This is a genomic window from Flavobacterium sp. 38-13, from assembly GCF_001899155.1.
Classification (GTDB): domain Bacteria; phylum Bacteroidota; class Bacteroidia; order Flavobacteriales; family Flavobacteriaceae; genus Flavobacterium; species Flavobacterium lindanitolerans.
On the sequence record NZ_MKVG01000006.1, the window covers coordinates 151,228 to 161,951 of the forward strand.

The 10,724-nt window shown below is 44.1% G+C and carries 15 protein-coding genes; 12 read left to right on the forward strand and 3 right to left on the reverse strand.

What is annotated here, in order from left to right; genetic code table 11:
- Positions 1–274: 274 nt before the first annotated feature.
- The 10 genes from BGO88_RS02765 to BGO88_RS02810 all read left to right on the forward strand — a co-directional run bounded on the left by BGO88_RS02765 (position 275) and on the right by BGO88_RS02810 (position 5,913).
- The gene (locus tag BGO88_RS02765; RefSeq protein ID WP_286705879.1) at positions 275–523 is read left to right on the forward strand and encodes a hypothetical protein; all 249 of its coding nucleotides are present in this window, start codon (positions 275–277) and stop codon (positions 521–523) included.
- 17 nt (positions 524–540) lie between these two features.
- Positions 541–1,110, forward strand: coding sequence for a hypothetical protein (locus BGO88_RS02770; protein ID WP_286705880.1), 570 nt, complete (start codon positions 541–543; stop codon positions 1,108–1,110).
- 5 nt (positions 1,111–1,115) lie between these two features.
- Entirely contained in the window at positions 1,116–1,571 is a 456-nt protein-coding gene (locus tag BGO88_RS02775; protein WP_286705881.1) for a DUF6908 domain-containing protein, read from the forward strand.
- Positions 1,572–1,623: 52 nt separating this feature from the next.
- A complete protein-coding gene (locus BGO88_RS02780; protein ID WP_286705882.1) occupies positions 1,624–2,253 on the forward strand; it encodes a prtrc system protein e in 630 nt (209 codons plus the stop codon).
- Between the two features lie 17 nt (positions 2,254–2,270).
- The gene (locus BGO88_RS02785; RefSeq protein WP_286705883.1) at positions 2,271–2,489 is read left to right on the forward strand and encodes a PRTRC system protein C; all 219 of its coding nucleotides are present in this window, start codon (positions 2,271–2,273) and stop codon (positions 2,487–2,489) included.
- 17 nt (positions 2,490–2,506) lie between these two features.
- Positions 2,507–3,661, forward strand: a complete 1,155-nt coding sequence (locus tag BGO88_RS02790; protein ID WP_286705884.1) for a hypothetical protein — start codon at positions 2,507–2,509, stop codon at positions 3,659–3,661.
- 11 nt (positions 3,662–3,672) lie between these two features.
- Entirely contained in the window at positions 3,673–4,374 is a 702-nt protein-coding gene (locus BGO88_RS02795; protein WP_286705885.1) for a PRTRC system protein B, read from the forward strand.
- Complete coding sequence (locus tag BGO88_RS02800) at positions 4,371–5,177, forward strand: PRTRC system ThiF family protein (RefSeq protein WP_286705886.1); 807 nt, start codon at positions 4,371–4,373, stop codon at positions 5,175–5,177. The genes BGO88_RS02795 and BGO88_RS02800 overlap by 4 nt, the downstream gene beginning before the upstream one ends.
- Before the next feature lie 233 nt (positions 5,178–5,410).
- Positions 5,411–5,680, forward strand: a complete 270-nt coding sequence (locus BGO88_RS02805; protein WP_286705887.1) for a hypothetical protein — start codon at positions 5,411–5,413, stop codon at positions 5,678–5,680.
- Positions 5,677–5,913 carry a WG repeat-containing protein gene (locus BGO88_RS02810; RefSeq protein ID WP_286705888.1) on the forward strand — a complete coding sequence of 79 codons (237 nt, stop codon included), beginning with the start codon at positions 5,677–5,679 and terminating at the stop codon, positions 5,911–5,913. Before BGO88_RS02805 ends, BGO88_RS02810 begins: the two co-directional genes overlap by 4 nt.
- A 56-nt stretch (positions 5,914–5,969) precedes the next feature.
- On the opposite strand, the gene BGO88_RS02815 is transcribed toward BGO88_RS02810, so the two are convergent.
- The 3 genes from BGO88_RS02815 to BGO88_RS02825 all read right to left on the reverse strand — a co-directional run bounded on the left by BGO88_RS02815 (position 5,970) and on the right by BGO88_RS02825 (position 7,961).
- Entirely contained in the window at positions 5,970–6,170 is a 201-nt protein-coding gene (locus BGO88_RS02815; protein WP_286705889.1) for a response regulator, read from the reverse strand.
- A 275-nt stretch (positions 6,171–6,445) separates the two neighbouring features.
- A complete protein-coding gene (gene rsgA, locus BGO88_RS02820) occupies positions 6,446–7,498 on the reverse strand; it encodes a ribosome small subunit-dependent GTPase A (protein ID WP_286705890.1) in 1,053 nt (350 codons plus the stop codon).
- 280 nt (positions 7,499–7,778) lie between these two features.
- The gene (locus tag BGO88_RS02825) at positions 7,779–7,961 is read right to left on the reverse strand and encodes a hypothetical protein (RefSeq protein WP_286705891.1); all 183 of its coding nucleotides are present in this window, start codon (positions 7,959–7,961) and stop codon (positions 7,779–7,781) included.
- Between the two features lie 482 nt (positions 7,962–8,443).
- On the opposite strand from BGO88_RS02825, the gene BGO88_RS02830 reads away from it, so the two are divergent.
- Positions 8,444–8,776, forward strand: coding sequence for a hypothetical protein (locus BGO88_RS02830; RefSeq protein ID WP_286705892.1), 333 nt, complete (start codon positions 8,444–8,446; stop codon positions 8,774–8,776).
- Between the two features lie 120 nt (positions 8,777–8,896).
- Positions 8,897–10,324, forward strand: a complete 1,428-nt coding sequence (locus BGO88_RS02835) for a chloride channel protein (RefSeq protein ID WP_286705893.1) — start codon at positions 8,897–8,899, stop codon at positions 10,322–10,324.
- The last annotated feature ends 400 nt before the right edge of the window (positions 10,325–10,724 follow it).

Consider the following 10,724-nt stretch of genomic DNA (forward strand, 5'->3'; position numbering starts at 1 on the left):
TAGAACAGGCTACCGCAATGGTGCGGTAGCCTTTACCAAAACAGTCATGGGAAAACCTTTCACACCCGAACGATTGGAGAACATCCGTAGGATGCGCAAGGCGAGACGGCTGTACCGAAAGGCTCCCCTTTTTGCCTTCGAGATGATGCGGGAGGAATACCCGCAGTACACCTACGAAAATTTCTGTGACGACCTCAGATACCGAACGGCTCGCAAGCGGAAACGTGGAAAGTCGCAATTGGCCCGCTATGGTCGGTACAGGCGGATGGAAAAATTGAGGGAGCAGTTTAGGCAGACGGGCAACAGCGATTTTGCTTTGCAGGCGCAGAAGCTACACAGGAACATGACCAAGCCATACAGAGTATTGGCAAGAGTATCGGGAGAAACATGGGAATATTCCCTCTCCCCACTGATACGGATTGAGGATATAGAAAAATTGGTGGCACTGCTCAATGACTGCCCAACGGTGGAAGATGCCCACGCTTTGGTAGGGCAGTTCCGAAATGGCGAATACTTGAAATAGGACTAAAAAATATCATTATGATACAATGGTGCAGGAACAGGGTAATCTTCTACGCAGATAGGGAAACCCGCAGAAAGCTGGCAAGCCTCTTTAGGGGCTTGGAAATGACGGAGCAGAAGGGATATGAACAGCTAGTTCCCTTCTTGAAGGACGCGCAGATGCCCTTTAGGAACATAAGGTGGTCGGACGAGGAGGAAGTCGTCTATTACGAAACGCCACAGTTGCCCAACCTTGACGAGCTTATAGAACTGGCCAATTTTTACGGTTGCCCCTTTGAATGTACCTACAGGCTTCCGCTTCGCAAAGAATACTATCGGGTACTCTATAGGGATGGCAAGCTGTCAGGCCCGTCGGAAGCCGAACCCATAGAGGACACTACGGAATTGACGGTTAGGGACATTGAGGGGAACGTGAAGGTAATAACAGATTTGGACTCCGCACTTGCGCTTGCCGAGGAGTTCATGGGCTACCGACCAATCGAAGGCAGACCGACCGCATTCGACAAAAGGATGTGCGCTTATTGGGCTGACCTGTACAGCAAGCTCAAAGCGCTCAAGGAAGATAACCACAACAATAAAAAACAATAGGAAAAATGAAAAATCTAAATAGAATATCAACGATAATCTTTTGCAGGCTGTTGGAAAACATGGGCAACGGCGATAGCTTGAGCATTGAAAACAGTCCCCACTTGACACTGATATTGGAGAGGGTACAAAGTGACGTGTACCTGTCACAAGTCAGCGAGGGCATACGGGCAACTACCTACAGCCTAAGGCAAGCCTATACCGACCTTGACGGCAAAGAGGTCGTCGAGACCGAAATGTACTTTGCCGTCAGCGGTTTCGGACAGCAAAGGCAGGGCAAAAGGACTGACATTCTTGTTGTTCCGTTCTCCTACCAATCCGCACTTAAAAAGGAAACGAGCATGTATCTGTCACAGCGCAGGAGACCGACCATAGCCCCACCGAAACAGGCAGAGCATGCCAAAATAGCCGAGGAATGGTTCGAGGAAATATTTGCCGACGGCTTTTTGGACGCCCTAATCTAATAACCCAATCTATAACCTATCGCCATTACGGTGGCGACCAAAACAGAACGAAATGGAAACGAATTTTTTTAGGATAGTTTCACAGATGGACATCAACGGAGAAATACATTTGATTATAAGCAAGGGGGAAAACAATTCCCTAGTAGTGGCTACGATGGTTCAGAATGACAAGTGTACCGACAGGGCTAAGGAGTTCATTACGCCCATTACCCTGCGGGGAACGGCAGAATTAATGGATAAGGGCTACTTCCTGCGGATAAGGCAACCGCTAAAGGACGCATCGGAACTTATGGACAATATGGAAGCCTTCAAAAAACAGATGGACGAGGCAAAAAGGAAATCGGCGATGGCGAGGGAAAGTGCCGACAGGGAGAAGAAGGCAAACGACGCAAAGGAGAAAAAATATGCCGAGGGCATGCAGAAAGCGGAGGAACTCGAAAGGGAGGGAAAATTTAGGGAAGCATGGATGAAGGTTCCCGACCCTTCCGAATATCCCGAAAGGGCTGACCTGCTCCGTACCCGCAGGGAGCAGTTGTCCGCAAGATTTGCGCCCGACCTTTTTGCACCGCCCGCCCCGCCACAGGACAATCGGCAGGAGGGCAAAGCCGATGATAACATTGCCCAATTGGAAACCTTTGCAACTACGGAGGAAATTGGGGATGATGAAGAAATTGAGTATTAACTAAAATCAGATTAGCCATGTTACTAGCAACAGAAATAGAAAGGGTTTTTGTGTTCGACAACAACGGAAATGAAATTACCCTCACCGACCCCGAACCGAGATGGAGCGAGGAAGCCGTACTGGATTTTTACGCTAACAGTTATCCAATACTGACCACCGCAAAAATCTCAGCACCCAAATTTAGGGACGACAAGATACTGTACCGCTTTGAGAGCGTGATTGGAACAAAGGGATAAACCTAATACTAAAAACCATGAATTATGTCGCAACATATCACATTGGGCAGGGCTGTCCTTCCCAAATCCGAAAGGCAGAAAAAACTGCACCGACAGTTGGGCGAGTTCGCCAGATGGATGCAACGACCAAAGGACACGGCAGAAATCAGAAGGGACAGGCGACAGCCGTTGCCCCCGTCAATGCTTCCGATGGTTTTCTGAGAAACCGATTTCTTCCAAAATTGGAAAGGACGGAAAGCACACAGGCTACCGAGGAAAGCACCAAAATGGAAAGGGATTTTTACAGGTCCCTTTCCCAATTGGCAAAGCATTACCACATCGAACCGATGGAAGCCCGACACTACAGCTATCCTTACAACATGGCACTATCGTTGTGGGATGCAAAAAAGCAGTTAAAGGCTACCCTGCCTTGTTTTTGCGGGCTTGAAATTATTACGGAAGGCAGTAGGCATTTTTTACAGTGCGAAGAACGCTACGGCATTGGTACAAACCTTTACTATATTCCCATAGTTCCGCTTTTCCTCATGTCGAGGAACAGGCAGACCAGACAGACTGCCAACCTTCTGTTTTCCGTTTGCTGTTATCTACGGCATATTGTAGATATTCCGTATTACCGTGATGGTAGCAGTTACCTGTCATGGCAGTACGAAATGATGTCCGAATGGGTAGCCAATGACGAGCAGACCGATACGACGGAGGAATACATGCAGGAAATCGAACAGGCTGAATGGATAGGAGATTTTATGGAACAGAAAATCTGCAATCCCAAAAATCTTGAGCATTTTGAAAAGCGGATTGGTCGGTTCAGAGCCGCAAGTACAATAGAGGTGCTATGCCACAAGGTTGCAAGGGAAGCGTACGCCCTTTACAAACAATATCCCAATACGCCCTATTACCGTTACGCCAAACCCTATGGCGACTATGAGGAGGATGAAGCCCCTGAGGTACTTGCCATAGATAGGTTTGTTTCCTTTTACGCCAATTGCGAGGGTTGGCTCAATGATAGCATGATAGAAAGCCTAAATTGTGAATTTGCCGAATATGGGGACACGGAAGAACCCGCGCTGACCAAGCGGTTTGATGGAAAGCCAATCGAAAATTCAAGCCTAGATTTTGAGAACAGGCTGTTCAATCTGATAGATGACCTTATCATCGTCCTACGAAAAATCTAAAAAATGAAATCATGGAAAACATTCAAGACCTATATCACCCGACCTCTGCCCTAGTATTCTATTCCTCAACTGGAAGCAGTACAGGGGGCTACGTAGAACATTATGACATGGACAGGAATGGCAACCCCATAAATGCCCATCCCCTTACCGTACGTGAAGCCGAACTGTTGGCAAAATCGTTGACCCTCACCAAGCAGGATAAAGAACCTTCCTTAAGAACGGAGACTATTCTTAATCCAAATATACTTTTTCTTGATGCTGTGAACGTGAAAGTAATATGGTACACCAAAAAGATGCGGAGGGATATGCTATTTACCGAACAGCTAGGATTAAAAAACGGCACTGCAAACGTACCTCCTATGCTGTGGGTCGCCACAAGACAGAGCCTATCTGTGTACGCACTACCAAATAACCGCAGACCCACCACCAAAACAAAACTATGCTATGCACCTTTCTTCAACGTCTACGAAAGTGGCAACGTATGCTTGGGAAACGTGGATGTACAGATTGCCCGCACCGCATCATTGGAAGAATTTACAAAGGCTTGGGAGGGTTACTTCTTCAACAGTTATTTCAGCCACTTGATGTCCAGCTACAATCCAGTAAAGGGCAATTGCGTAAGCCTATGGAAAAGCCTCCTGCAAAAAGAGAAAAACTTCCCGATGGAGGTGCTGAAGGAAAGCAATGTTAAACTTAATTCCCTGCTAAAATGAAAACAGAAAAGATAAATATCCACTATGCGCACAACAGTTTGCACGGGGCTACAAACCCAATATCGGTAAGCCTTATTGGTGCAGGCGGGACAGGTTCTAAAGTCCTCACCGCCCTCATTGAAATGAGCGAAAGCCTTATAGCTTTGGGACACCCAGGACTAAACGTAAAGCTATGGGATAATGATTTGGTTACGCAGGCCAATGTGGGCAGGCAACGTTTTGCAGAAAGTGAAGTGGGGCTGAACAAGGCGGTAGCCCTAATCAATAGGGCAAACCGTTGGTCGGGTTCCAATTGGAAAGCCGTGACAAGAAAATTTGAAAGGAGCGTTTCGGGTAATTTGCCCGAAAATGCAAGGGCTAAGATTTTTATCTCATGCATAGATAATGTGAAGGGACGTTTGGAAATCGACGAAATGTTGCGTTGGATGCAGGGCGCTAGGTACACTGATGACCAACCTTTATATTGGATGGATTTCGGGAACACCCTTTGTTCGGGACAGGTTCTTCTGTCCACCGTCGGGGAAATAGAACAGCCAGCTTCTGACAAGTATAGAACATTTTCTTCACTGCCCTTTATCACAGATGAATTTAAGCACCTGCTGAAGCTGTCGGAGAAAGAGGAAAATGAGCCAAGCTGTTCGCTTGCCGAAGCCTTGCAAAAACAGGACTTATATATCAACGGCACGTTAGCACAGATGGGATGCTCCCTACTTTGGAGCCTGTTCCGTACGGGAATGACCAGATATAGGGGCTTTTTTCTAAACCTTAAGGATTTCAAATCTCAGCCCATTCCAATTGGCTGAGATTTGTTTAGCTTTCAAAAAAAAATCGCCGATTTTCTGATCGAAAATCGGCGGTTCCTTTTCTAGTAGCCATCATCTTCTTGGGTCTTTCTAACGTCAAAGACACCAAAGGCCGTGAATCACCACTTTTTAGGAGGTATAAGAATAAAAGTGGAAAATCCTAAAATGTGCAAAAATTGCACATTCTCGCCAGCAGTTTTTTCTATGATTACTTCGGCCTCAAACATGCCTACATGATGATAACCATTGGGCTTTTCATCACCATTTCCCTTCTTTTTATCCAAAACAAAGCCCGTATCAATTTGCTGCTCTATGCCGTCATCGTACTCGCACTGTTTGAATGCATCCTTTGCTTCCTTCAGGCTATGGGTTTCGTGAAATCTCCTAACCGTTACTTTAAGGTTACGGGCAGCTGGTTAAATCCAAACGTAACAGCAATGTTCCTGGCTATGGCGCTTCCCGTATTCTTTGTATTTCTCAAAAATATGGTTTTATTGACATGAAAGGAAAGAGTATTACACCATTAGTATACGATGATGCGTTCCCTTTTTATAATGGTTATGCTTCCGTTAGGAAAGACGGCAACTGGTTTTATATAGACGAAAATGGTAACAAACCACTACCCGAAGACTACGTTTTGGGTTACGGACCAATTATCGACAGAAATGCAATTGTCTACGACAATGTAGTCCGTTCTTCCAATAAGATCAATCCGCTCCTATCGGCGACTTTGTAGTATACGAAAAAATTGTCAAAGCCAATTTTCGTCAAGGCCTCTATGATCTTAGCGTCTCAGTACCAGACATCAGGGCCATATTTATGTCCAAAGATTATATCGGGAATTTTATCATTTGCGCTAAGGTAGTCTATTACCTCAAGCCCGCTACTGGAAGTCCTCAAGAGATTACCTGAATTTATATCGTTGAACGCTTCGCGGAATATCTGCCTGTCATCCTCGTCGTCATCCGCTAGATAGATCTTTAGCTTTTCCATAAGTCCTAATTCTAGCCAGCTTATGTACCGGGGGAGCCGCGATGTAATGGCTTAAAATTTACACCTGAGTATACAATATCTGCTGCTACAGCCAGCATCACTAGAGCGGATCTCATGTTGCCGAAAAGCTCAACTATGTGGACGCAATCTCCACAAATGGAAAAGCTGTTTAAGAAGGAAAAAAACTAGCCTGCAAAAAATATCCGATCAAGCGACCAAAAAGAAAAACTGACAATACAGGCGCCGCCATCGGGCGGAGCACCTGTATTGAATGGTCAACGCTTCTTCATCCTCTTGGCTTCCTCCGTAATTTTACCAAATGACCTTGCCCGTTTGCGCTTTTCATGTTCCGAAGTAGAAAAATACCAGGACTCCTTTCTCAATTTAAGGTAATTTTTGTACGCTTCCAATTCTAAAAGACCACTATCTACTGCTTCAAGGACTGAGCAGCCGGGCTCGTTAACGTGAAGACAATCCGGAAAACGGCACGAAGCTGCAAAATCAGAAACATCAAAAACATTGGCCAGTGTCTCGGCACTGTCTGAAGCCAGGCCAAATTCCCTGACACCTGGGGTATCGATTAAAATTCTGCCACCCTCCATTAGCACCATCTCCCTTCGCGTGGAGGTATGCCTCCCCTTGCCTGAGGACCTGCTTACTTCAGATGTCGGAACCACGTTCTTCCCGCACAGGGCATTAATCAGGGAACTTTTCCCTACCCCGGAGGAGCCTACCAAAACGACCGATTCGCCCGGCATGATATATTCCTGCAGAGCTGATATCGTCTCAGGATACAGAATGCTCGCATAAAATACCGGGATCTCTGCACCGAGATGTCTAAGGGACTCCTCTACCCGATTGCGGCTGAATTCCAAATCCGATTTGGTAAGGACTAAAACAGGCCGTATATCTTCCTCCATCACCTGGACAATAAAGCGCTCTGTACGGCGGATGTTGAAATTTGAATCAAGGCTTTGCACTATAAATGCCTTGTCCACATGCGAGGCAATGGCCTGCCTGTCTGATATCGTACCGCTCCTTCTCCTATATAGTGTATGCTTGCGGGGTAAAATATCAACGATTATTCCCCTGTTATCGTCAAAAGGCTGGAAGATTATCCAGTCGCCTGTACACGGAAGTTCAAATGACGGTTTTCCATAAAGGACATTGCCCGCCAGTTCGCAGAAAAGCCGGCCACCCTCGGCTACAACTTCATAATTTGTCCTGTTGACAGCTGTGACGCGGCCATGGGAAAGATGCTTGTATGATGACGCTTGTTTAAGCTGGAACAGGTCCCCGTCCCAACCATATAATGATAGATTATTCACTTCTTGATAGTTTAAAATTGATGAAATAAAATTGCTCAAATCCTTATCATCCGGGTCGTTTGTTCAATAGAAGTCATATCTGGTAATAATGATACTACCAAACCAATGATTTCAGGACAAGACACCCGGAATTAGGCAATCATTCCGATCGCTAAACCGTAATATGTGAATAGTTGCTTTTTCATGAACTGCAAAGTTATAAAAAATTTAAAGCTAATTGGTCAGGAATACCGTGCTTTTCTTCTGAACCCTCGAACTTAATGTTGCCCGGCAGACATTTTTAGGCAATCATGTCTGCGATCAGGATAATCTCAAATCTTAGCATTTCCTTCTCCTTATCTGACTGTACGCAGCTATACTGCCTTATGTCATCGGCAAGAATCTCTAATGCCATTGCCCTGAGGCGGGTGTCTTCTATTCCAGTTTCCATCTCGTAAAGCGAACCGATTATCAGCTCGGCCATCTCCCGTCTTCGGGAAGATGATTCCAGAGAAAGGAAGAATTGCAACCGGCTACTGAAATTATTATCTGACGGCACTTTTTTATTTAAAGTTAGCGCAATTTCATTTTTCCGGTCTTATAGGATTCTAGATATAGTTTATAATTGATTATGATTATGGATATCTTTTTTATACCATTACAACACCTTATACATCAGAGAGATAGCGCACTAATCGGCATCTTTCAAAAAATCACAGTGAGCATGTACCTCCTGCTGCTTCCCATACCTCCTGCCCTGGGCAGGTATATTGCGAGCGCCTGCTACTGCTAACAGGACATGGGGACTTTTGCGAATTTAAGATGGTTCCGAGAATTCTTTAGACACTGTTCTTCGTGATAGAAAAGAAGCAGTCTCTCGGTATGTCCTTCGGAACAGAAAGTTACATATTCGATTCCAATTCCGTTTACGCATTTGGTGCGGGAAACCTGCCAGCGTCGTTCAATGTGCAGTCTGGAATCGAAGTCATACTGGTCAAGATGAAGCCCGGCATATCCTGCCTATTCCACAATGATGATGCACATCTTTCTGCGAACAAGCAGTTTGACATATCCGATATGGACCAGGCTACTAGAGATCTGAATGAAAAACTGGCCAACGCGGAATCTTTGGGTTTAAGATGGCAGCTCATTCAGGAATATCTTCTTAGAAAGTTTCGGCTAGATCTTCCTGACAAGTACGGTGCGACTGCAAGAGCAATAAATATCCTCTATCAAAATCAGGTCATTTCCCTATGGAAATCCTTAACTAACAGGTATTTACCAGCCACAGGAACCTAAACTATCTCTTTCTCATTAGTTCTACCAACTCATTATAGCTGTCTACAATAGCAATCAATTGATCGTCTAAAAATTTTACTTTCATTAAGAAAAGTTAAATTAAAAGTAGAAAACCAACTGATGAACTATCTTTGCATAAATCCTGAAGTTAAGATGCAAACTCGTAAAAAACTGCTTGGACTAAAATGGCTTAAGCTTGCTCTTGCAGCAGTACTGGTCGGTTTTTTGGCCTCATTTCTGGCCATTTCACTAAAACATGTAACAGAACATTATGAAGGCGTTTTTTACGGCAAAGCCGAAAAGTATAATTCCCTGCTTTTGGTACTTCCGTTTTTTGGCCTTTCTGTAATTTATTTTTTACGGCTTTATCTTTTTAAGAACAAGGAAAACAAAGGAATCAAAGAAGTATTTGAAAGTACCAAACCGGGTAAAAGCCTTCCTGCCTATAAAATCCCTTCCCATTTCATCAACGGACTGATTACCGTAGCTTTTGGCGGTTCTACAGGAATTGAAGTTTCTACCGTTGTGGCTTCTGCAGCTGTTGGTTCCATTGCACATTCTAAAGAAAGCTTCTTGAAAAAATACAAAACAGAATTAATCTGTGCAGGAGTTTCTGCAGGTGTTGCCGCTTTATTTGCAAGTCCAATAGCCGGTCTTTTGTTTGCTTATGAAGTCATTTCTAAAAAATTATCCAGATCATTTCTGTTCACAACCGTTATTGCGATAAGCGTGACATGGTTATTTTTGTTTTTTATGGATGAAAAGCCGCTCTTTGACGTTGGCATTTCAACATGGAACTATCATGCCATTCCTTATTTTATTATATTAGGTATTATTGCAGGTATAAATTCCGTTTATCTCACCAAATGTGTATTGCAATTCAAGGCCTGGTTTTCGAAAATAAAGACTCCTTATTACAGGGTCGTATTTGGAGCATTGCTAGTCGGAGTCGGATTGTTTCTTTTCCCACAATTGTTTGGTGATGGCTATCATGCTATAAAAGAAAACATAGCCAACTCAAGTTCCACACCTACTATTTCGGTACTTTTAACCCTGGCAGCCTGTATTGTTTTAAAGCCAATTATTACTTCCGTTACGCTTTCGTCTGGTGGCGATGGCGGAGTTTTTGCTCCAAGTATATTTATTGGGGCACTTCTTGGTCTTTTACTGGCTTTCGTGTCCAATCGTTTTTTTGATGCCGGGGTAATTCCATTAAATTTTATGGTTATAGGAATGGCCGCAATGCTTAGCGCCAGTATAAGTGCGCCTTTCACTGCCCTGTTTTTAGTTTGCGGATTAGTAGGCAGTTATGTTTTATTCTGGCCTTTATTGGTTGTTACTTTAGTTTCTAAATATGTAGCCCAAAGGCTTTGCCCATATACCGTATATACTTACGCTGCCCCCAACTACCTAATGCAAATCAAAAAGATACATTGCACCTACCTAAAATCAGATATGTTCTTTATAAAGAAACACTTGTTGATTGGAGTTGATAACTTTTTGCCACCAAAAGTTAAGGCACTTGTCCGAAATATATCGATCAAGTAGAGAACGAAAGGCTTACCGCCTATTAATTGGTATAGAGCAGGCAACAATCTTTTGATTTTAGGCAAGTTTAAGAAGCTATAAGGCATTCAAAATACCCAGCCCCCCTCGCGAACAATAATTTTAATGATTAAAATCCTTTAAAATCTGCCAAATGGTCACTTTTAAGCGAAATTAGGTGGCTACTTTAGAGCTTGATATGTGGCCAGTATCAAGAAAATGAATTTTGGAGTTGCTACCTAATTTGCTACAAAAGTTAACGCACTAAGCATACATCTTGGCCACATCTGCCGGATCGGCCTTATCATCCTTGTCCTGCACCGCTTTTGAACTGGGTTTACTGTTTTACGATTTTCAGTGTGTGTGCATTATCGACAGAGGTTACCTTTACCAAATAGGTTCC

Coding starts and splice junctions, on each gene's coding strand:
- BGO88_RS02770 (WP_286705880.1), top strand. CDS start 541: ATGATACAATGGTGCAGGAACAGGGTAATCTTCTACGCAGATAGGGAA.
- BGO88_RS02805 (WP_286705887.1), top strand. CDS start 5,411: ATGATGATAACCATTGGGCTTTTCATCACCATTTCCCTTCTTTTTATC.
- BGO88_RS02835 (WP_286705893.1), top strand. CDS start 8,897: ATGAACTATCTTTGCATAAATCCTGAAGTTAAGATGCAAACTCGTAAA.
- BGO88_RS02825 (WP_286705891.1), bottom strand. CDS start 7,961: ATGGCCGAGCTGATAATCGGTTCGCTTTACGAGATGGAAACTGGAATA.
- BGO88_RS02815 (WP_286705889.1), bottom strand. CDS start 6,170: ATGGAAAAGCTAAAGATCTATCTAGCGGATGACGACGAGGATGACAGG.
- BGO88_RS02785 (WP_286705883.1), top strand. CDS start 2,271: ATGTTACTAGCAACAGAAATAGAAAGGGTTTTTGTGTTCGACAACAAC.
- BGO88_RS02795 (WP_286705885.1), top strand. CDS start 3,673: ATGGAAAACATTCAAGACCTATATCACCCGACCTCTGCCCTAGTATTC.
- BGO88_RS02810 (WP_286705888.1), top strand. CDS start 5,677: ATGAAAGGAAAGAGTATTACACCATTAGTATACGATGATGCGTTCCCT.
- BGO88_RS02775 (WP_286705881.1), top strand. CDS start 1,116: ATGAAAAATCTAAATAGAATATCAACGATAATCTTTTGCAGGCTGTTG.
- BGO88_RS02780 (WP_286705882.1), top strand. CDS start 1,624: ATGGAAACGAATTTTTTTAGGATAGTTTCACAGATGGACATCAACGGA.
- BGO88_RS02800 (WP_286705886.1), top strand. CDS start 4,371: ATGAAAACAGAAAAGATAAATATCCACTATGCGCACAACAGTTTGCAC.
- BGO88_RS02790 (WP_286705884.1), top strand. CDS start 2,507: ATGAATTATGTCGCAACATATCACATTGGGCAGGGCTGTCCTTCCCAA.